Annotated in this window: 17 protein-coding genes; 9 read left to right on the forward strand and 8 right to left on the reverse strand. The window is 61.9% G+C overall.

All coding sequences use genetic code 11. The features are described 5' to 3' along the window. The first annotated feature begins 49 nt into the window (after window positions 1-49). Window positions 50-505 (forward strand): redox-sensitive transcriptional activator SoxR, encoded by a 456-nt coding sequence (gene soxR, locus A0O30_RS01085; RefSeq protein ID WP_105945286.1) that lies wholly within the window; start codon window positions 50-52, stop codon window positions 503-505. A gap of 181 nt (window positions 506-686) precedes the next feature. Here soxR and A0O30_RS01090 read toward each other — a convergent pair whose 3' ends face one another. The 4 genes from A0O30_RS01090 to A0O30_RS01105 form a co-directional block, all read right to left on the reverse strand. Next, window positions 687-1940, reverse strand: a complete 1254-nt coding sequence (locus A0O30_RS01090) for an OprD family porin (protein WP_105945287.1) — start codon at window positions 1938-1940, stop codon at window positions 687-689. A gap of 44 nt (window positions 1941-1984) precedes the next feature. Beyond that, entirely contained in the window at window positions 1985-3289 is a 1305-nt protein-coding gene (locus A0O30_RS01095; RefSeq protein ID WP_105945288.1) for a CitMHS family transporter, read from the reverse strand. A 123-nt stretch (window positions 3290-3412) separates the two neighbouring features. After that, window positions 3413-4729 carry a C4-dicarboxylate transporter DctA gene (gene dctA, locus A0O30_RS01100; protein WP_105945289.1) on the reverse strand — a complete coding sequence of 439 codons (1317 nt, stop codon included), beginning with the start codon at window positions 4727-4729 and terminating at the stop codon, window positions 3413-3415. 62 nt (window positions 4730-4791) lie between these two features. Continuing rightward, window positions 4792-5871 (reverse strand): 4-oxalomesaconate tautomerase, encoded by a 1080-nt coding sequence (locus A0O30_RS01105; RefSeq protein WP_105945290.1) that lies wholly within the window; start codon window positions 5869-5871, stop codon window positions 4792-4794. 148 nt (window positions 5872-6019) lie between these two features. Between A0O30_RS01105 and A0O30_RS01110 the strand changes: the two genes are divergently transcribed. Beyond that, the gene (locus A0O30_RS01110; protein ID WP_105945291.1) at window positions 6020-6913 is read left to right on the forward strand and encodes a LysR family transcriptional regulator; all 894 of its coding nucleotides are present in this window, start codon (window positions 6020-6022) and stop codon (window positions 6911-6913) included. Between the two features lie 10 nt (window positions 6914-6923). Here A0O30_RS01110 and A0O30_RS01115 read toward each other — a convergent pair whose 3' ends face one another. Next, window positions 6924-7220, reverse strand: a complete 297-nt coding sequence (locus tag A0O30_RS01115) for a DUF3144 domain-containing protein (RefSeq protein WP_016714831.1) — start codon at window positions 7218-7220, stop codon at window positions 6924-6926. A 386-nt stretch (window positions 7221-7606) separates the two neighbouring features. On the opposite strand from A0O30_RS01115, the gene mtlD reads away from it, so the two are divergent. After that, window positions 7607-9745 carry a bifunctional mannitol-1-phosphate dehydrogenase/phosphatase gene (gene mtlD / locus A0O30_RS01120; protein WP_105945292.1) on the forward strand — a complete coding sequence of 713 codons (2139 nt, stop codon included), beginning with the start codon at window positions 7607-7609 and terminating at the stop codon, window positions 9743-9745. 41 nt (window positions 9746-9786) lie between these two features. On the opposite strand, the gene A0O30_RS01125 is transcribed toward mtlD, so the two are convergent. From A0O30_RS01125 to A0O30_RS01135, 3 genes are all read right to left on the reverse strand, one after another. Further along, a complete protein-coding gene (locus A0O30_RS01125; protein ID WP_105945293.1) occupies window positions 9787-12297 on the reverse strand; it encodes a TonB-dependent siderophore receptor in 2511 nt (836 codons plus the stop codon). Window positions 12298-12380: 83 nt separating this feature from the next. Next, entirely contained in the window at window positions 12381-13307 is a 927-nt protein-coding gene (locus A0O30_RS01130; RefSeq protein ID WP_105945294.1) for a FecR domain-containing protein, read from the reverse strand. Continuing rightward, entirely contained in the window at window positions 13304-13804 is a 501-nt protein-coding gene (locus A0O30_RS01135; RefSeq protein WP_256589572.1) for a sigma-70 family RNA polymerase sigma factor, read from the reverse strand. The genes A0O30_RS01130 and A0O30_RS01135 overlap by 4 nt, the downstream gene beginning before the upstream one ends. Window positions 13805-14024: 220 nt before the next feature. On the opposite strand from A0O30_RS01135, the gene A0O30_RS01140 reads away from it, so the two are divergent. The 6 genes from A0O30_RS01140 to A0O30_RS01160 all read left to right on the forward strand — a co-directional run bounded on the left by A0O30_RS01140 (window position 14025) and on the right by A0O30_RS01160 (window position 20413). Next, entirely contained in the window at window positions 14025-15425 is a 1401-nt protein-coding gene (locus tag A0O30_RS01140) for a PAAR domain-containing protein (protein WP_105945296.1), read from the forward strand. Further along, a complete protein-coding gene (locus A0O30_RS27610) occupies window positions 15406-15807 on the forward strand; it encodes a hypothetical protein (RefSeq protein ID WP_146232406.1) in 402 nt (133 codons plus the stop codon). Before A0O30_RS01140 ends, A0O30_RS27610 begins: the two co-directional genes overlap by 20 nt. Window positions 15808-16111: 304 nt before the next feature. Beyond that, complete coding sequence (locus A0O30_RS01145) at window positions 16112-16894, forward strand: aldolase (protein ID WP_019097010.1); 783 nt, start codon at window positions 16112-16114, stop codon at window positions 16892-16894. A gap of 44 nt (window positions 16895-16938) precedes the next feature. Beyond that, window positions 16939-17826 carry a dihydrodipicolinate synthase family protein gene (locus tag A0O30_RS01150; RefSeq protein WP_105945297.1) on the forward strand — a complete coding sequence of 296 codons (888 nt, stop codon included), beginning with the start codon at window positions 16939-16941 and terminating at the stop codon, window positions 17824-17826. Between the two features lie 95 nt (window positions 17827-17921). Continuing rightward, on the forward strand, window positions 17922-19136 hold the full coding sequence (locus A0O30_RS01155) for a benzoate/H(+) symporter BenE family transporter (RefSeq protein WP_105945298.1): 1215 nt from the start codon (window positions 17922-17924) through the stop codon (window positions 19134-19136). Between the two features lie 59 nt (window positions 19137-19195). After that, window positions 19196-20413 carry an MFS transporter gene (locus A0O30_RS01160; protein WP_105945299.1) on the forward strand — a complete coding sequence of 406 codons (1218 nt, stop codon included), beginning with the start codon at window positions 19196-19198 and terminating at the stop codon, window positions 20411-20413. Window positions 20414-20433: the final 20 nt, after the last annotated feature.

The following is a 20433-nucleotide window of genomic DNA, read 5'->3' on the forward strand; positions in this document are numbered from 1 at the left end:
GAGATCGGGCAGGACTATAAGAGCTCAACTTAACTTGAGGTCAACAGGCATGGCAGCGGACAACACGCGGATGCTCACGGTAGGCGAAGTGGCCAAACGCAGCGGCGTGGCAGTCTCTGCGCTGCACTTCTACGAGTCCAAGGGGCTGATCGCCAGTGTCCGCACAGCCGGCAACCAGCGCCGTTTTCCCTCGCTGGTGCTGCGCACGCTGGCGATCATCAAGGTGGCGCAGCGCACCGGTATTCCGCTGGAGGAAATCAAGCAGGCCTTCAGCCGTTATGCACCCAACAGCAAGCTTACGGCAGCGCAATGGGGCGAGATGTCCACCGCCTGGCGCGAAGACCTGAACGCCCGCATCCGCACGCTGGAGGCGCTGCGCGACAGCCTGGACAACTGCATTGGTTGCGGTTGCCTGTCGCTGGAGGACTGCCCGTTGCGTAACCCCGAGGATGTGCTGGGCAAGGAAGGATCCGGGGCGCGGATCCTTGAAAAGAACGCCCGGTAGCCTGCATACATGCGCTCACACAGGTTCTAGGCACACGCTATACCTGTAGGAGCGGGTTTACCCGCGAACACCGGCGCAGCCGGTGCCATACACCGCGCAGGATGGCACCGGCGTTGCCGGTGTTCGCGGCTAAAGCCGCTCCTACAGGGATTTGCACCAACATTGAGTTTTGGCTGCGCCCTCACCAGATAGCAATTTCGTAGGTCAGGTAAAGGCGATTGCTGTCTCGCCCCCGGGCAAAGTCCGAGCGATAGACGTAGTTGCGCAACTTCACCCCCACCCCCTTGAGCGGCCCCCCCTGCACCACGTACGCAAGCTCGGCGTCACGTTCCCACTCCTTGATGCCCGCAGCCCCCGAGCGGCCATTGTCGCCGCTCAGGTACCGGGCCATGAAGGTCAGCCCCGGCACGCCAGCAGCGGTGAAGTTGTAGCCATAGCTGGCCATCCAGGTTTTCTCTTCCTCCTCGATGAACTTGCCAATGCCGACATTGCTGAACGAATACACCGTCGCACCGCTGATGTACGGCAGCCCGGCCTCGCCATCGAGTACCTGGTAGCCCGCGCCGACGGTATGGCCGGCGTGCGCATAGGCCAGCTGGCCACTGAACATGTCATTGTCGATGGCACCGCCATAGGCCGCCCCACTGTCCCGGCTCTTGAAGTAGCGCAGGTCCGTGGTCAGCACCCCGCCGGCCAGTGGCAGGTCATGCACCAGGCTGGCGAAGTCCTGACGGTAGAAGTGCTCAAGCTGGCCATGGAAGTAGCTCAGGCGCAGCTGCTTGCTGACGGTGTACTCAGCACCCGCAAACGTGAAATCACCCGACTTGGCACCACCGTAACCGTCCAGATAAAGGCCCGTACTGTCGGATGAGTCCCGCTGCTTGAAGCGGTCCAGGTGACCGGCGCTCAGGGTCAGCCCGTCGATGTCCGTGCTGGTCAGTTGCGTGCCTTGATAGGTCTGTGGCAGCAGCCGTGCATCGTTGTAGACCAGCACCGGCGTCTTGGGCAGCAACGTGCCATGCTTGATCACCGACTTACCCAAGCGAGCCTTGGCCGTTACCCCGGCGCTGGCAAACTCTTGCGCCGCGCGGCCATCGTCATGCACCGGCAACAGCCCCGTGCCGCTGCGCCCGCGACCGGAGTCAAGCCTGACACCCAACAAGCCAAGGGCATCAACCCCCAGGCCCAGCGCGCCCGGCGTATAGCCCGACTGGTAGTCGAGCAGAAAGCCCTGCGCCCACTCGACCCGCTCACTTTTGGCGGTCGCGGCGGCACGTGCACTCAAGCCCTGCTCATCGCGGAAATTTTCATTGAAGTAGACATTGCGCAACTGCAACTTCAGCGTACTGTCATCGACAAAACCAGCCGCGCCGGCAACAGGCAGCCAGCCGCAGAGCAGGCCACAAGTGGCCCCACGGAATACAACTCGGGACATGATCGTTACTCGGTTCTTGTTATTGGAAGGCGTACAGGCAGGGCTTAGACGAAGAAGGACAGCGCCCCCGTGAGCAGGGCCAGCGCCGTGAGCACCAGCGAGGTGAGCACCGCCCATTTCACGGTGGCTTTCTGGAAGTCGCCGATATCACGGTCGACCATGCCCATCAGCAGCAAGGTCGAGGCCACCAGCGGGCTCATCAGGTGCACCGGCTGGCCCAGCACCGAGGCGCGGGCAATTTCCAGCGGGTCGATGCCGTAGGCCGCTGCGGCGTTGGCCAGGATTGGCACTACGCCGAAGTAATAGGCGTCGTTGGACAGCACGAAGGTCAGCGGCATGCTCGTCAGCGCCACCACCAGCGGGAACCAGTGGCTCCAGGCCTCGGGAATCCAGTCGACCAGGGTTTGCGCCAAGGCGTCGACCATCTTGGTACCAGAGAAAATGCCGGCAAAGATGCCCGCCGCGAACACCAGCAACACCACGGTCATCGCGTTGCCCGAGTGCGCCAGGATGCGTTCTTTCTGCAACTCCAGCTGCGGGTAGTTGATCATCAGTGCGGCAACAAAACCGATCATGAACAGGATGGCGGCATGCATCAGCCCCATCACCAGTGCCGTCATCACGGCAATCACCAGCAACAGGTTCACATACGCCAGCCGCGGGCGCTTGTGCGGGTTGTCGCCGAGGATTTCCTTGATGTAGCAATTGCCACCGCCTTCCTGCAACGCGGTGTTGCCGATACGCCGACGCTCTGCCCGACCCAGCAGGAAGGCAGTAAACACCACCCAGGCAGCGCCACCGATCATGGTCGGAAGCATGGGGATGAAGTATTCGCTGGCATCCAGCCCGAGCGCCGCAATGGCGCGGGTAGCCGGGCCGCCCCAGGGGCTCAGGCCGCTCATGATACTCAGCGACAGCATGGCCACGGTGGCCAGGATCATCGGGTTCATGCCAATGCGCTTGTACAGCGGCAGCATGGCGGCACAGGTAATCATGTAGGTGGTGGTCCCGTCACCGTCCAGCGCCACCAGCAGCGACAGCAGCGCCGTACCGATGGCAATCTTGATCGGGTCGCCGTTCACCCGCTTGAGGATCTTGCGGATCAGCGGATCGAACAGGCCGGCGTCGATCATCAGGCCGAAGAACAGGATGGCGAACAACAGCAAGGCTGCCGATGGCGCGACCATCTTCAGGCCATCGAGCATCATCTTGCCCAGTTCGGGCGCAAAACCGCCGACGATGGCGAAGACGATGGGGACAACGGTCAGCGCAACGATAGGCGACAGGCGCTTGCTCATGATCAGGTAGGTGAACGTCACCACCATGATCAGGCCCAGGAGTGCGAGCATGGTTTTTCTCTCTTGTTTTTATTGTGCGTGGCCGCCCGCCAGGCAGGCAGCCCCCTGCCCCACCCGGCATCGCAACGATGCCGAATGGAATTTTAAGTCAGGCGTGGGTGTAGCGACGGGCAATCAGACGTGGCGGTGTGGTTCTGCGGGCCAGTCGACCTGAGCGGGCGCAGGTGAAGCCGGCTGCGCTGCTTGCGCACCATTGAGGGCGCGCAGCAGGGTATCCCGCTCACAGGCATTCTCGGACAGCGAGATCACCACCGTGGCCACCGCGTTGCTGGCAAGGCTGGTCAAGGCGCGGGCCTCGGACATGAAGCGATCGATGCCAATCAGCAGGGCCAGGCCGGCCAAGGGGATGTCGTGGATCACGGTCAGGGTCGAGGCCAGGGCTACGAAACCACTGCCCGTCACGCCGGCAGCCCCCTTGGACGACAGCAACATGATCGCCAGCATGGTCAGCGTCTGCCCCAGGCTGATGTCGATGTTGCAGGCCTGGGCGATGAAAATGGCAGCCAGTGACAGGTAGATGGCCGTGCCGTCGAGGTTGAACGAGTAGCCGGTTGGCAGCACCAGGCCCACGACCCCTTTCTTGCACCCCAGCTTTTCGAGCTTTTCCAGCATGCGCGGCAGCACGGGTTCGGTGGACGAGGTGCCCAGCACCACCAGGAACTCTTCACGGAAGTAGCGCAGCAGTTTCCACAGGCTGAAGCCGTGGGCACGGCAGATGCCGCCCAGTACGACCAGCACGAAGAACGCGCACGCGACGTAGAGCGTACCCACCAGCTTGGCCAGCGCGCCCAGCGAGGTGATGCCGTACTGCCCGACGGTAAAGGCCAGTGCACCAAAGGCACCGACCGGCGCGAAGCGCATCAGGTAGCCGAACATGCGGAACACCATGGTCGAGGCGGATTCGAGCACATCCAGCATCGGCTTGCCCTTGTCGCCCATGGACGACAGGGCAAAGCCGCTGAGCACGGCAATGAACAGCACCGGCAGCACTTCACCTTTGTTGAAGGCGCCTATGAAGGTGTCGGGAATAATGTGCATGAAGAAGTCCACCACACCCAGCTTGGCAGCCGAGGCCGTGTACTGGCTGAGGCCTTCGGTGCTGAGGGTGGCAGGGTCGATATTCATGCCTGCACCTGGCTTGAACAGGTACACCGCCGCCAGCCCTATTGCCAGGCTGACCACCGTCAGGCCCAGGAACAGCAGCAGCGTCTTGCTCATCAGGCGCCCCAGCGAGCGCTTGTCGGTCATGCCGGCGATGCCGGTGACGATGGTGCAGAACACCACCGGGGCGATCATCATCTTGATCAGCTTGATGAAGGCATCGCCCAGGGGCTTGAGTGCAACGGCCTGTTGCGCCCAGAAGTGGCCGACCAGTACACCGAGCAGAACGGCGCAAAGGATCTGGAAGTACAGCGATTTGGCGAGTTTCATGAGGCATCACCATTGTTGAAATTGTGCGGATGCGCTTGGTGCATGGATCAAGCAGGTGGCGGCTACCCTGCCAGCCTGCGCAAGGTAGGGGCGTAGACGAAGCCTGAAAAGAGCCGTCGAGCAGTTCTTACCACTGAAACCTGGGTCGTCGTGCCGTCGGCACCACCGCGCGACAGCGCCACCTCTATGCCGCCGCTCGGGTGCTCCAGGCGCACCTCGGTCAACTGCCGGACGCCCTCGCCAAGCAGATCGCCGATTACCGTACCGGGGCTGACGCAGGCAGTCGCCAGCCCTACCGCCCCGGTGATGGCCAAGGCACGGTGGCAGTTGTGCGGCATGAAGTAACGCACCTGCAACGTGCCATCGTACCGTGGCGCCGACACCAGTACCGGCTTGGGGATTACCATGCCACTGACGTCGCCAAGGCCCATGGCCTTGCCGGCTTTAAGGCGCAACGCCTCAAGGCGCTTGAGCAGCCTGGAATTGCCATCGAGCTCTGCAGGGGTTTCCGATCCGGTCACCCCCAGTTGACTGGCCTGCACCACCATCATGGGCATGGCCATGTCGATGCAGGTTACCGGTACGCCGTCGATCACGTCCGTGGCCGCGCCGGTGGGGAACAGCTTGCCGGTCTTGCTACCGACAGCATCGAGGAACGTCAGGTGCACCGGGGCGGCAGTGCCCGGTACGCCGTCGATCGACGTGCGGCCTTCGTAGCGCACGATGCCGCCGGGGGTTTCCACCAGCGAGTTGACCAGGGTGCCGGTGTTCAGGTTGCGGATGCGGACCAGGGTCTTGCCATCCTGACCCTTCACCAGGCCCTGCTCGATGGCGAACGGGCCGACGGCGCACAGCATGTTGCCGCAGTTGGGCGCGGTGTCGACGCGGCGCTGGGCAACCATCACCTGCACGAACAGGTAATCGACATCTGCATCCGGGTGCAGCGAAGGGCTGACAATCGCCACCTTGCTGGTTTGCGGGCTGCCTCCACCGATTCCATCGATTTCCAGCTCATGGCCAGAGCCCATCAGGTTGATCAGCAGCTCGTCGCGCTCGACCACATTGGCAGGCAGGTCCCAGGCGTGAAAGAACGGCCCTTTCGAGGTGCCACCGCGCATGAGGACGCAAGGAATTCGCTGCATGATTTTGCACTCTTGTCGATCAATGGACATCATTGATGCTGTGAGCAAAAGAGTGGCAGGGGTGGATAAATCAATCCAATGCAAATATCGTAGCCATTATTGCGTTTTACAAAACAATTGAAACCACCACGCCAGCGCAGGCCCTCTGATGGAATATGAGCTGCAAGACATTCGATCTTTCGTGAAAATCGCCGAACTCGGCAGCTTCCATGAGGCAGCCGAGGCGCTGCATTTGTCGCAACCAGCGCTTAGCCGGCGGATCAAGAAGCTGGAAGAGGGTTTGGGCACTGCGTTGCTTGAACGCACCACGCGCCGGGTCGGCCTGACCAGCGTGGGCCGCGACTTCCTGCCCAAGGCCCGGCGCCTGCTGGATGACTTCGAAGACTCGATCCTCAGCATCCGCGAGCTGGCCGAGCGGCAGACCGGCCAGGTCACCCTCGCCTGCATCCCCACCGCAGCGTTCTACTTTCTGCCATCGGTGATCCGCGACTACAACGAGCGCTATCCGAAAATCCGCATTCGCCTGCTGGACCTCAGCGCCAACGACGGGCTGGAAGCGGTACTGCGCGGCGAGGCCGACTTCGGCATCAACATGATGAGCGGCCAGCACCCGGACATCGAGTTCGTTTCACTGGTGCAGGAGCACTTCGTGCTGGCCTGCCGACGGGACCATGCGCTGGCAAACCGCAAGGCCGTGACGTGGACGGAGTTGGCCGAGCATCGCCTGATCGGTGTTGGCCGCCTGAGCGGCAACCGCATGCTGCTGGACCACGCGCTGTCGGGGCTCAACCTGCGGCCGAAGTGGTTCTACGAAGTACAGCACCTGTCCACGTCGCTGGGCATGGTGGAGGCCGGCCTTGGCGTATCGGCCATGCCCAGCCTGGCGATGCCCAGCGCCGACCACCCGACCCTGGTCAGCGTGCCGCTGACCGAGCCGCAGGTCACGCGCACCCTGGGGTTGGTCTACCGCCGCGGGGCGTCGTTGTCGCCTGCCGCCGAGAAGTTCGTTTCAATTCTGCTGGAGCAGTGGCCCAACCGTTGAGTGACGAGGCTCAGTCGCCTTTGCCCAGTACAAAACGATCAAAGTGCTCGATGTGCTCGTCCAGGTTGTCTTCGAGCATCATCCGGTACTGCTCGCAGAAGTACTTCAGAATCTCTTCCCGGGCGGCTGCCAGCTCCGCGCCACTCTTGAAGCTGCGGGCGCTCATCCAGGCGCTGAAACGGGTTGCGCCGAAGGTGAGCGAGGCGCTGACCTTGCCCAGGTCTTCGAATTTTTCGATCTGCTGGTTGGCCAGGTCGATATGCGCATCGGCGCGGTCGTAAAAGGCCTGATCGGTAGCTTGGGTCATTGCGGTTCACCTGGTAACGGAAGCCCAAGCCTTGCATGGCGGCGCGCATACGTGCAAGGCTGAAAAAGGATCACTCGCAACGAAAAAGGAAGCAAAACACCTTATGCCAGGAATCACACGTATCCATCGCTACTTGCGCCCACTGCCTGCAAACCGGACTGCAGCCAGTGGGCGTGACCTCAAAGGCAAACGCGTCATCCGCCTCGCCTCCAAACTCGCAACACTGCTCTGCACGCCCCGCTCTGCCCCGCCTTACCTCTGTGTCACGCCCGAGCGTGCACCTGCCAAACGCCTGCCCCCGACCTGATTGCCAACGCTGCAGCGCACAACGCCGTTCTCGCTTGCTACAGGCGGGATGTCTGACGCAATTACAGGGGCAACACGCAATGCTTTTATTTCAAGGCAAACAGATTCACAGCGCCATCTTCGACATGGATGGCACCCTCTTCGACACCGAGCGCTTGCGCTTCAGAACGCTCAAGCAAGCCTCGCTGGAAATCTTCGGCAAGGCACTGGGCGAACACACACTGATCGGCTCGCTGGGCCTGAGCGCGAAAAAAGCCGAAGCCCTCGCCAAGGCGCACAACGGTGAAGACTTCCCGTACGCCGAAATCCGCAAACGCGCGGATGAACTTGAGCTGGAGTACGTGCGCAATCACGGCGTACCGATCAAGGCCGGCCTGCTGGAAGTGCTGGAGCGCCTGCGCAAGTCGGGCCTGACCATGGCGGTAGCCACGTCCAGCCGCCGTGCCATTGCCGAGGAATACCTGATCAACGCCAACGTGTTGAAGTACTTCGATATCACCGTCTGCGGCGATGAAGTCAGCCAGGGTAAACCCCACCCCGAGATTTTCCTGAAAGCCGCCCGCGCGCTCAATTGCGAGCCGGGCCAATGCTTCATGGTCGAGGACTCAGAGAACGGCATGCTCTCGGCAATGTGCGCTCAGGGGCAGGCGATCCTTATCGAAGACATCAAGCCGCCGGCCCCCGAGATCAAGGCAGGCGCGCTCAAGGCCTACCGCAGCATGACCGAGTTCCTGGCCGATTTGAGCGAGTGCGTTCCCGACCTGGGCATGCCCGAACTGAACGAAAGCTTCCCGGCCTCCATGAACCAGTTCCGCGTGGGCATTCATGGTTTCGGCGCCATCGGGGGTGGCTACCTGACGCAGGTCTTTTCCCATTGGGATGGCTACACCCGGCCTTGTGAGATCATTGCCGCGACCCGCTCGCGCATGCTGCGTGAAAGCGTCAATGCCTTCGGCCGTTACAGCGTGCGCTACGGGGCCACTTCGTTCGACCAGACCATCGACAATGTGCGCATGATCGACATGGACGATGATGATGCACTGGTCCACATGTACACCGCTGCCGAAATTGTCGGCCTCAGCCTGCCCGAGCAGGCCATCCGCAACCAGGCGCAGGTGATTGCCAAAGGCCTGTTGAAGCGTTTCGAACGCCGTGGCCGTGAGCTGACGTTGCTGATCGTGCTGAACAAGGTGGGCGGCGCCGCATTTGTGCGCCGCCATGTGCAAGCGGAGCTGGCATTGCTGTGCCCGCCAACAATCGGCGAGCAAGTGCTGGAAAAGACCCACTTTGCCGAAACGGTGGTCAGCCGCATCGTCTCCAAGCTCAGCAACGACGCACTGGTACGGCAACTGCGCATCAAGTCGCAGATGTTCCAGAACAGCCTGGAAGACGAGCCGGCAGTCGCAACAAAGGCATCGACGCCAGTGCCTGAATACGAACGGCTGATCGGGCGCTTCAGGCCCTTTGCCCAGCCCAGCAGTGCGATGAGCCAGTTGCACCTGATCCTTTTCAACAGCGAACCCGACATGCCGCTGTATGTAGAGCACGGCAGCGACCTGCTCGAACGCCTGCGCCAGGTAAAAACGGTGCCTGACATCACCCAGATCCAGGTCATCAAGAACCGCTTGTGGAATGGCCCGCATGCCATCGTTGCCTGGTACGCCAGCCTGCTGGGCCATGACTCGGTAGGCCAAGGTATGGGCGATACACAGGTGAGCGAACTGGCCGAGCGCCTTATTCGCCAGGAAGTCGGCCCCGCGCTGGTGGCGGAGTACCCGCAGATGGCGGAAGTGGTCAGCCGTTTTGCCGATACGTTCCTGGAACGCTGCAAAACCTCGTTCAAAGACCCTTGTGCCCGGGTGGGGCGCGACCCGTTGCGCAAGCTTCAGCGCAACGAACGCATTTTCAGCAGCATCGAGCTGGCCCACAAGCATGGTATTGAAACCCCGGCCCTGGTGTTTGGCGCGGCACTGGCCATTCACCATGCCCTGCGCTGCACAGATGAAAAGGCGCTGGAGGCCCAGGCCATCAGGCAGGCCTATCGCGAAAACGACGCCAGTGTCGAGGCCGTGCTTACCCTTGGGGTTGACGGTAATGGCAAGCGCTTTCCAGGGCTGGACCCGATCACGGATGCGCAGCTGATCAGCGCCATTTCGGAGGCTTTCCGGCATTACCCGCAAAGGGATGCCGCGAGAACGCCCCTGATGCAAGTCAGTTAACCGGGGCCGCGAGGCGGCCCGGCGTGCGCGGCCGAATCAGATCAGTAGGTAGCCCGCACCGTGAGGGTGAAGTTGCGTGGCTCGCCATAGAAGTTGCTGTTGGCCGAGGTACCTACGGTCTGGTAGTACTTCTTGTCGAAGAGGTTGTTGGCATTCAGGATCGCTGTCCAGTGCGCGTCGACCTGATACTCCAGGCTCGATGCCCACACGGCATAGCCCGCCTGGACGAACTTGAAATCCTCGGCTTCGCCGTTGTACAGCCCGGTGGCCGGGTTGTAAGGGGTGACCGTACCGCTGCGGCCGTTGCTGCTCTGGGCGGTCACGCCCAACCCGGCTTTCCACTTGCTCAGTTCACCCGGCAAACGGTAGGTCCCCCATAACTTGAACAGGTGCTTGGGCGTGACCGCCGCGTAGACAGCACGGGTGCTGTCGTTGGCCTTGTCGACCGTGTGGTTGTAGGTGTAGCCGGCAAACAGTTCGAGACCGGTCAGCACTTCGCCACTGACCTCTGCATCGAAACCTTCGCTGACCACTTCGCCATTGTTGAGGAAGCAACAGTTCGATGCACCATAGGTTGGCGGATAACGCGTGTCTTCAATTGCCGCACCTTCCTGCTCGATACGGTAGATGGCAAAGCTTGTGTTCACCCGCTCATCGAACAACAGGCCTTTGAGGCCAAGCTCATAATTCTTTGCCGTGGCGGCATCCAGGGTCTTGCCACCGGCCGCCACCTGCAGGAACTGCGGTTTGTAGGTTTCGGCGTAGCTGACATAGGTGGTCCATTGCGGGGTCAGCTCGAAGGTGAGGCCGGCGTACGGGGTGGTAACACCCTGCTCCTTGAGGCCGCGATGGTAGGGCGCCGGGTCGCTCAGCACATTGCCAAAATCGTCGAAGAACACTTCGGTATCACGGTACTTGTAGGTGGACACCCGCGCGCCAAGAATCAGCTTGGTGCGTTCGCTCAACGACAGCCGGGTCATGCCGTAATAGCCGTACTTCTCGGTCGTGTTGTCATGGGTCTTGTTCGGTGTGCTGCCCGGGTCGACCGGTTCGACCGGGTTGAAGATGTCCACCGGGGTGAAGTTAAGCAGGCCCCAGCGCTGCACGGTGTAACCGTCCGAATGGGAATAGTCGCCGCCCAGCAATACATCGTGGTGCAAGCCGAACAGGTCGAAGCCACCCTTCACGTAGCTGTTGATGCCTTTGCGCTCCAGCCCCGTCCTGGCCGGGTAGTTCAGCCAGGTGCTCCCGGTACCGGTCAGCGGGTCGACCGCGCCGTTGGCAAACAACGAATTGCCATCGCGGTCCATGTCCATCCAGGTGAGGTCGGTGGTCCACAACCAGTCTTCGTTGAAGTTGTGATCAAGCTTGATGTACGCCTGCCGGGTCTTTTCCTCGACCGAGCCCCAACCGGCGAGGTAGGACGTTTTGCGTGACAGGCCAATGTCGCTGCCATCCTTGTAGCGTGGCAGGCCACCGAAGTTGGGGATGCCTTCGCTTTCCTGGTAGCTGGCCCCCACGGTCAGCAAGGTGTCTGCACTCAGGTCGAATTCCAGCGAGCCGTAGTACAGACTTTTCTCCATGTTCGCCGTGTCGTAGTAGAAGCGGTTGTTCTGATAAGCCACCCCTGCCCGCCCTCGGACGTTGCCGGTTTCAGTCAGCGGGCCGGTAACGTCGAGCTCGCTGCGGTAGGTGTCCCAACTGCCGGCCGAAGCAGAGAACTTCAGCTGGTTGTGGCCAAGCGCCCGTTTGCGTACCAGGTTGATGGTACCGCCGGGGTTGCCGCTGCCCGAATAGAGGCCATCGACACCGCGCAGGAGCTCCACATGGTCGTACTGGGCCAGGTCGAGCTGGCTGATCGAACCGTAGCCGGAGATGGCGGTGTCCATCGGGGCGCCACCGTCGAACTGGATGTTCGACACGGCAAAACCGCGGGAGAAGAAATTGGTGTCGTTGCCCAGCGACGAACCTGTCGCGCCGTTCTTCTGCAACGTGACGCCGGTGGTCTTGTCCAGTGCATCGGTCAGGGTGGTGAGGTTCTGGTCTTCGATACGCTGGCGAGTGACCACTGACACCGAATGCGGCACATCCTTGATGGACTGGGCAACCTTGCTGCCAACACTGGTGGCGCCGGTGATGTAGGCACCCGTGTTTTCAGTCGAATTTCCCAACGCCTGCCCCTGGATCATTGTGCTTTGCAATGACAGCGGCGCGCCAGCGTCTGGCATGGCAGGCTGTAACGACCAGTTGCCATCCGCCGCCTGTACCGCACTCAGCCCGGTGCCTTCCAGCAACAAGTAAAGCGCCATCCTGACCGGCAACTGGCCGCTTACCGGGCGCGCCTGCTTGCCTGCTACCCATTGCGGGTCGTAGGGCAAGCTGATGCCGGCCTGTTCGGCGAAGCGGTCAAGCGCCTGCCCCAGTGGTGCCGCAGGCAGGTCGTAGCGGCGGCTGGGTTCATCTGCCAGCACCTGGTGGCAAAGGCTCAGGCCGGTACCAAAGACAATGGCCTGGGCAAGCAAGGTGGGGCGATAGCGGGACAACAGATCCATCGAGGGGAGGCTCCTGAAAAGTGCTGGTTTTTTCTTCTTGTCGAAGAGCCCGGCAAAACCCCGTAACCGGGCAGGCACTTTTTTCAGGCAGGCACGATGCGCACCCACAATGCGCTGCGCCACACCAGGCGTACCGGCAGGGTATGGGCCAGCGTGCGCAAGGCGTTGTCGGTATCGTCCAGCTGGAACACCCCGGAAATTTGCAGCCCGGCCACAGCCGGGTCGCAGCCCACCCAGCCATTGCGCTGGCGGGCCAGGTGCGCAGCCAGCTCCTGCAACCGCATTTGCCGGGTGATCAGCAAGCCGCGCGTCCAGGCCGAACCTTCGAAGGTCGGGTGTTCAATGAAATGCCCACCGGCGGCATCGACCAGGTACTGCTCCCCCGCCTGTGCGGATATAGGCGGCTGCCCAGGCACGTGAATGGCAACAGCGCCTTGGTCAACGGTCAACCTTGTACGCCCTTGCTCCTGACACAGGTCGAAATCGTTGCCCAGGAAGCGGCCCTGTGCCGAGCTGACGCACAACGGGCGTTGCAGCGGGTCGATGCCCGCCTTCATCTGCACCTGGCCTTCGCGCAGTTCGATCAGGCGTTCGCGCTGGCTGAAACGCACATCCACTGCACTCCTGCTGTTCAGCCGCACCTGCGTACCGTCTGCCAACTCGAAACGCCTTCGCTCGCCAGTGCCGGTGCTGTAATCGGCAAAGCTGACACGCCAGGGTGACTGCTGCACGGCACCCCCGGCCATACCCAGGCCCAACAAGCCGAGCGCCAGGGTTTTCAGTGCCGTACGGCGGTCGGGCTCGGCCAGTGCGCCCATCGCAACCCCTGCCGGCAGTTCACGCGCGTGCGTAAAGCAAGTTTGCGCTTCCTGCAGTGCCTGCCAGGTGGCTTCGTGCCGGGGGTCGGCCTGTCGCCAGGCCAGGCAGGCAGCGCTTAAGGCCGGCGCATGCTGCGACGACTCCAGCTTCACCAGCCAGTCGATGGCCTGGTCGAGCACCTTGTCGGTCATGGTTCGAGGGAAATCTGGTAACAGTGGCGAATGGCCTTGGCCATGTACTTCTCGATGCTACTCAGGCTTACCCCCAGGCGCAGAGCGATTTCCTGGTAGCTGAGGCCTTCCAGGCGCGACAGCAGAAACGCCATGCGCGCCTTGGCTGGCAGGCCTTCGAGCAGGGCGTCGATCTGCATCAGCGTCTGCAACAGCATCAACTGCCGCTCGGCAGAGGGAGCCTCGGCTTCGGGCAGTTGCGCCAGTGCGTGCAGGTAGGCAGCTTCTAGCTTCTGGCGACGGAAGCGGTCGATCAACAGCCCCTTCGCCACGCTACTCAGCCAGGCCCTTGGCTGGCGCAAACCGGCAATCAGTTGAGGGCGCAACAGCACCTGCAGAAAGGTGTCGTGGGCCACATCGGATGCCTGGTCGCCATGGGGCTGGCGCCGTTGCAGCCAGTTCAGCAGCCAAGCGTGATGGTCACGGTAAAGCGCATCGACAGGCTCGTGTGCTGACACGGTGATCCCTCATCCCATATTGCCGAAAAGTGCAGTTGCAAATCGTTCGCAATATTACGGGGTTTCATCGCCTTGCCTCAAGCGTGGCGCACGCAAGGGCGGCTCAGATGGAACAAATTCGGATGACTTGTAGGACGCTTCTGATTCTCTGTGCCAAGCGCTTGAGGCCGCCCCGTGGGTGTTAGGTTTCTAACCCTATCCACCCACAGGGAGCTTGAGGATGCGCGTCAGTCTAGAGGGAAAAGGCCAGGCGGTAGATGGCGATGTGACCACAACGGGAGCTATCTGTATCGCGACGGGGGCCGGCTATCTCGACGAGGGCCGAATGGTGCTCCGTGAAGGCGACCAGACCACGCCATGCCCTCTTTGTGGGCAGGTGGGAATGGTCGCCGAAGGTGTGGACCACTTCATTTCCGATGGACAGCGCGTGGCCATGGATGGTGCATTAGTTGTCTGTGGCTGTTCGCCGGGCAGCAATCGGGTGGTCGCACCGCTGTATCAAGCACCGCCACCCATGCAGCCCGTAGCAGGGCTTGCCAATGCTCACTTTGCCGAGCCGTCACACGCGGCCTACCCGGAGCGTTTCTCCCAGCCTGTAATAGGTGCACTGCCCGGTACGCTGGAGCCTGGCTTCTATGTGGTTCCCCGGCGCATGTCGTTCCCCGAGGTGCTGCTGCACTTGGCCGAGCATGATGCCACGTTACCGATTTCCCGATTGCAGCGGCTCAATCCGACGTTTGAACAAGGGTTCAAAGCAGGGGAAATTTTCGTCATCGGTGATCCTGACAACGGTGACGCCTGCACACGCGAAGAGGGAGAACTGATGGCCGCAGCGCAGCATGCGCGGCGTGCGCTGGAAGTGCTCGACGACGCCGAAGCGGATTTCATGATGGAGCACCAGGCCGAAATCGCAGGCTTGCTCAGCAACGCCAGCCTGTCCATGGGCGTGGGCAAGGACATGCTGGATCAAGGCTTGAAACAGGTCAGTCATACATTGACGAGTATCGAGCAACTGCACCAGCGGGAGTTCATGCGCCACGGCCACTTGAACAGCCCAGGTTTCTTCGCTGAACGGCAGCGGCTTCTGCAGCAACTGGATGGGCAGCTAAAAACAGCATTTCTGAACAAGCAACTGAACCTTGGGAATTATGAGCGCTTGAGGAAGAGCTTGAATATTTCGACCAAGAGCCTGGTGCATCATTGGTCGAAAGCGGGTGGACCGGGGCAGATTCCGGGGTACGCGACGCATCTGGAAAAGGTGGCGAAGCTCGGCAGGTATCTTAAACATGGCGGGCATGCTGCGATTGGGCTCGGCGGTACTTCTTCCTATTTGAAAATAAAGGAGGCATGTCAAGCAGGAGAAACCGAAGCTTGTAAGGCTGTGCGCCTCAAGGAAGCTGGAAGTTTCAGTGGCGGTGTTGTTGGTGGGGCTGCGGGAGGCTTTATCACAGGATTAGCGGCCACTTCAATTTGCGGTGTTTTCGCTATTGGAACCGCAGGAATTGGAGCACCAATATGTGGTATTGCCGTTGTTGGAACGGGCTCTCTGGCGGGAAGCGTGGCTGGCGAGGCTGTGGGGGAAATGGTGGGAGAAAAGATCTATGAGTCTATCGCTGATTGATATAAATACCTGGCCACTGAAAATTCAATTGATTTTCCTCGTTGCGCCATTTGCCTTAAGTTCTGCCGGCCTTGCAGTTAGTGGTTATGTGGCTTGGTCTCGTGAATTTGACGTTATCAACAGCTCCATACGAAGCAATGCCTATTTAGAGCAAATGAAGCTATTTCTGGGGACTACTACCTATCGGGCACGATGGATGCTGACTTGTGCTGCCTGCGGCCTACTCACTTTTCCTCGGCTTCACTCAAGAATAGGTCTGGTGAGCCCTGATGAGCTTAAGAATTTTCCGTCAAAGTTAAAGCGCAAGCTGGTTTCTTCGAGTTGGCTCATCATCATTGGCTCGGCCTGGCTATTGATTGCTTTTGCGATGGTAAGGCATTAGAAAATTGAGTGATAAGACCCGCAATTGCGGGTCTTCATCCTTCTGGACTGCCTTGTCGTCGCACCGAAACCTGTCCCGCCTGTAAACCCTCGACTGCCGCCTTCTCCATCCGCATTTTGCCCCACGCCCCCAGCACCAACCCGAACGTCACCACGCAGCAGGTTTTCGCGCATGCTTGTTTTTCCGGAAAGCGATGACACATCGCTTGCATATGACACTTTGTGTCATTAGTATCGCGCTGTGTCCTGATGACAGCCACCTGTCCATCAGCAACCCATTGCCCTTTCCCATGCAGGTACCGCCCATGACGACCACCATGCAGGCTCCCAAGGACCAGTTGGTCAAACTCGCCCAGCAACAAATGCTGACCGCGCTGGCCGACAACACCTACACCGCCCGGCAAAAGCTCGCCCTCACCTGCCGCATCCTCTTCGACGGCGGCCACGACTCAGGCCTGGCCGGGCAGATCACCGCCCGCGCGCAGGAGCCCGGCACCTACTACACCCAACAACTGGGCCTGGGCTTCGACGAAATCGCCGCCTCCAACCTGCTGGTGGTGGACGAGGACCTCACCGTGCTACAAGGCCGCGGCATGGCCAACCCGGCCAACCGTTTCCACAGCTGGCTGTACCGCGCGCGCCCCGACGTCAACTGCATCATCCACACCCACCCGCTGCACAGCGCCGCGCTGTCAATGCTGGAAGTGCCGCTGGCCATCTCGCACATGGACCTGTGCCCACTGTTCGACGACTGCGCCTTCCTCAAGGAATGGCCCGGCGTGCCGGTGGGCAACGAAGAAGGCGAAATCATCGCGAAGGCGATTGGCGACAAACGCGCCATCCTGCTTTCCCACCACGGACTGCTGATTGCCGGTGGCTCGATTGAAGAAGCCTGCGTGCTCGCCCTGCTGTTCGAGCGCGCGGCAAAGATGCAACTGCTGGCCATGGGCGCCGGTGACATACGCCCCATCCCCGAAGCGCTGGGCAAAGAGGCCCACGACTGGATCTCCACCCCCAAACGTCATGGCGCCGCGTTCAGCTACTACGCACGCCGTGCCTTGCGTGCCCATGGCGACTGCCTGGGCTGATCGAAGCTGTACTCTTTCCTCAACAACGGCAAAGGTGCCTGGTCATGTCTACACCTGTAATTCGCGGCGTTATCGGCTACACCATCACTCCCTTCACGGCAGACGGCACGCTCGACCTGGATGCGTTGGGCACGTCCATCGACAGCCTGATTGCAGGCGGCGTGCACGCCATCGCACCACTGGGCAGCACCGGCGAAGGGGCCTACCTGTCCGACAGCGAATGGGAAACCGTGGTGCGCTTCAGCCAGGCACGCATCGCCGGGCGTGTGCCCAGCGTGGTCAGCGTCTCTGACCTGACCACTGCCCGCACCGTGCAGCGTGCCCGCCTGGCACAGGCCTGCGGCGCCACGGCAGTGATGGTGCTGCCCATCTCTTACTGGAAGCTCACCGAAGCCGAAGTGGTCGCCCACTACAAGGCGGTCGGCGCCGCCATCGACATCCCGATCATGCTTTACAACAACCCGGGCACCAGTGGCACCGACCTGTCGGTGGATCTGATCCTGCGCATCCTCGACGAGGTGCCCACTGTGACCATGGTCAAGGAAAGCACCGGTGACATTCAGCGCATGCACCGCCTGTTCACCGCTACCGATGGCCAAGTGGCGTTCTATAACGGTTGCAACCCGCTGACCCTGGAAGCCCTGGTGGCCGGCGCCACCGGCTGGTGTACCGCCGCCCCCAACCTGATCCCGGCACTGAACCTGGCGCTGTGGGACGCCGTGCAGCAAGGCCGGCTGGCCGAAGCCCGCACGCTGTTCTACCGCCAGTACGAGCTGCTGGAGTACATCACCCGCCGCGGCCTGCCCACCACCATCAAGGCCGGTTTGAAACTGCTCGGCCAGGATGTCGGCGCCCCGCGCCTGCCCCTGCAGCAGCTGGATACGCAAGGCAGCGCTTACCTGAAAAACCTGCTGGTAGCGCTGGCCAGCTGACCCTGAAAACTGCCCGTCAGCCTGTCGCTGGCGGGCAGCGCATTTCTATAGAAGCAGCCTTGCGCTGCTCTACCTGATCTTTACCAGAGGCAACCATGGACGCGCCTGTACAAAGCTCTTCAACCCCATTTCGGCTGGCAGACATCCTTCACCCCGTTGTGGCAGGGATCGTTTCGGTCATCGTCAACTACGGTGGCACCTTCATCCTGGTGTTCCAGGCGGCCAAGGTTGCCGGGCTGAGCCCCGAGCTGACGTCGTCGTGGGTCTGGGCCGTGTCGATCGGCGTCGGCCTCAGCGGCCTGGCGCTGTCCTGGTACAGCCGCGCGCCGGTGATCACGGCCTGGTCCACGCCAGCCGCTGCGTTCCTGGTTACCGCCTTGGCCAATGTGCCCTACAGTGAAGCCATCGGTGCCTACCTGCTGTCGGCCGCCGGCTTCGTGGTGCTGGGGATTACCGGGTGCTTCGAGCGCCTGGTGCGGGTCGTCCCTGGCGGTATTGCAGCCGGGCTTCTGGCCGGCATCCTGTTGCAGTTCGGTATCGGTGCCTTTGCCAGCCTGTCGGTGGACCCGGCCCTGGCCGGGCTGCTGATTGCGGCCTATGTGGCATTCAAGCGTTTTACCGTCCGCTACGCCGTGGTCGGCATTCTGCTACTGGGCCTCGGCTACTTACTGCTGCAAGGGCAAGTGGGCCTGACCACACTCAAGCTGGAGTTCGCATCTCCGGTATTCACCGCGCCCACCTTCTCCCTCAACGCTGCCCTCAGCGTGGCCCTGCCATTGTTCCTGATCACCCTCACCGGCCAGTACATGCCCGGCATGCTGGTACTGCGCAACGATGGCTTCACGACCAGCGCCAACCCGATCGTCGCGGTCACGGGCCTGGGGTCATTGCTGATGGCGCCGTTCGGTTCGCATGCCTTCAACATCGCCGCCATCACCGCAGCCATCTGCACCGGCAAGGAAGCCCATGAAGACCCAGGCAAACGCTGGGTGGCAGGGATCGCCGCCGGTGTCTGCTACATCCTCGTGGGGGTGTTCGGGGTCACCCTGGCGAGTGTGTTCATGGCCCTCCCGGGCACGTTCATCACCACCCTGGCCGGCCTTGCCTTACTGGGCACCATCGGTGCCAGCCTGGCCAGCGCAATGGCCGATGCCCGCGCCCGCGAGGCGGCACTGATCACCTTTCTGGCGGCAGCCGCCAACATCAGCCTGTTCGGCATTGGCGGGGCCTTCTGGGGCCTGGTCATTGGCCTGCTGGCCCATGCCGCGCTGAACGGCCGCCTCCCCGCTTTCAGCGGCAACTCCCGCTGAGCGGGCTTCCCTTCACCTTGCCGTGCGCCAGCGGCGCACGCCGTACAACAGGTATCGACATGCCCCAAGCTGGCCCCAAGTTGCTTACCCAAGTGGCTGCCGTGCACTTCGTCAGCCATGTGCACATCATGCTGATCCCGGCGTTATTGCCCGTGCTTCCCGGCCTGCTGGGGGTGGGCTTCGTCGAGCTCGGCGTTGCCTTGGCGGTATTCAACATCGTCTCCGCCCTGGTGCAAGCCCCGCTGGGTTACGCCGTCGACCACTATGGGGCGCGTAACGTGCTCAAGGCCGGGCTGTTGCTGGGCAGCCTCAGTTTCCTGCTGCTGGCGGCCAGCCCGGGGTATGCGGTATTGCTGGTGGCGATGGCCATGGCTGGCCTGGCCAATGGTGTGTACCACCCGGCCGACTACGCACTGCTGGCCAACGGCATCGAGCCCGCACGCCTGGGGCGGTCGTTCTCGATTCATACCTTTGCCGGGTTTCTTGGCTCGGCGGTCACGCCGGCCGTATTCCTCGGTATCGCCGCCGTGTTCGGCACGCGGGCGGCCCTGACGGCGGGCGCGGTATTCGGGGTAGCGGCATTGCTGCTGATCTCGATACCAGGCAGTGGCGTGTACCGGGTCGCAGGGCCTGGCAACCAAACAGGCGCTGGCCCGGTCGCAGCAACAGGCCGCGTGCGCTTGTTCACACCCATGATCGGCGTGCTGACGGTGTTGTTCATCCTGCTCAACCTGAGCACCAGCGCCATCGAAAAGTTTTCCGTCGCCGCACTCGTACAAGGCCAAGGCCTGACCCTGGCCTGGGCCAACACCGCGCTCACCGCCTTTCTGCTGTGCAGCGCAGCGGGCGTGCTGTGCGGTGGTGCCTTGGCCGACCGTACCCGGCGCCATGGCCTGGTGGCGGCACTGGCTTTCGCGGCGGCGGCCGCGTTGACCGCGCTGGTGGCCCTGGGGCTGCTGCAGGGCTGGGCACTGGTGATAGTGCTGGGTGCCATCGGCTTGCTGACCGGGATCATCGCCCCATCGCGGGACATGCTGGTCAAGGCGGCTGCACCAAAAGGCGCCGAGGGCAAAACGTTCGGGCTGGTGTCGACCGGGTTCAACATTGGTGGCGCCATCGGGCCGGTGGCGTTTGGCTGGATGCTCGACCAGCGCCTGCCAAACGGGATTTTCGTTGCATCGGTCGTGTTCATGCTGCTGACGGTGCTGCTGACCCTGGCGCAAGAGGCGTACCTGGCCAGGGCCCGCAACGCTGAGCGACTGGCGCGCGCCGTGTAGGTGCGGCCTTGGCCAGTCAT

Source organism: Pseudomonas sp. LLC-1 (assembly GCF_002992185.1).
GTDB lineage: Bacteria > Pseudomonadota > Gammaproteobacteria > Pseudomonadales > Pseudomonadaceae > Aquipseudomonas > Aquipseudomonas monteilii.

Bases quoted from the DNA above. Each gene is read 5' to 3' on its own strand.
- soxR (WP_105945286.1), top strand. From the start codon at position 50: ATGGCAGCGGACAACACGCGGATGCTCACGGTAGGCGAAGTGGCCAAA.
- A0O30_RS01090 (WP_105945287.1), bottom strand. From the start codon at position 1,940: ATGTCCCGAGTTGTATTCCGTGGGGCCACTTGTGGCCTGCTCTGCGGC.
- A0O30_RS01095 (WP_105945288.1), bottom strand. From the start codon at position 3,289: ATGCTCGCACTCCTGGGCCTGATCATGGTGGTGACGTTCACCTACCTG.
- dctA (WP_105945289.1), bottom strand. From the start codon at position 4,729: ATGAAACTCGCCAAATCGCTGTACTTCCAGATCCTTTGCGCCGTTCTG.
- A0O30_RS01105 (WP_105945290.1), bottom strand. From the start codon at position 5,871: ATGCAGCGAATTCCTTGCGTCCTCATGCGCGGTGGCACCTCGAAAGGG.
- A0O30_RS01110 (WP_105945291.1), top strand. From the start codon at position 6,020: ATGGAATATGAGCTGCAAGACATTCGATCTTTCGTGAAAATCGCCGAA.
- A0O30_RS01115 (WP_016714831.1), bottom strand. From the start codon at position 7,220: ATGACCCAAGCTACCGATCAGGCCTTTTACGACCGCGCCGATGCGCAT.
- mtlD (WP_105945292.1), top strand. From the start codon at position 7,607: ATGCTTTTATTTCAAGGCAAACAGATTCACAGCGCCATCTTCGACATG.
- A0O30_RS01125 (WP_105945293.1), bottom strand. From the start codon at position 12,297: ATGGATCTGTTGTCCCGCTATCGCCCCACCTTGCTTGCCCAGGCCATT.
- A0O30_RS01130 (WP_105945294.1), bottom strand. From the start codon at position 13,307: ATGACCGACAAGGTGCTCGACCAGGCCATCGACTGGCTGGTGAAGCTG.
- A0O30_RS01140 (WP_105945296.1), top strand. From the start codon at position 14,025: ATGCGCGTCAGTCTAGAGGGAAAAGGCCAGGCGGTAGATGGCGATGTG.
- A0O30_RS27610 (WP_146232406.1), top strand. From the start codon at position 15,406: ATGAGTCTATCGCTGATTGATATAAATACCTGGCCACTGAAAATTCAA.
- A0O30_RS01145 (WP_019097010.1), top strand. From the start codon at position 16,112: ATGACGACCACCATGCAGGCTCCCAAGGACCAGTTGGTCAAACTCGCC.
- A0O30_RS01150 (WP_105945297.1), top strand. From the start codon at position 16,939: ATGTCTACACCTGTAATTCGCGGCGTTATCGGCTACACCATCACTCCC.
- A0O30_RS01155 (WP_105945298.1), top strand. From the start codon at position 17,922: ATGGACGCGCCTGTACAAAGCTCTTCAACCCCATTTCGGCTGGCAGAC.
- A0O30_RS01160 (WP_105945299.1), top strand. From the start codon at position 19,196: ATGCCCCAAGCTGGCCCCAAGTTGCTTACCCAAGTGGCTGCCGTGCAC.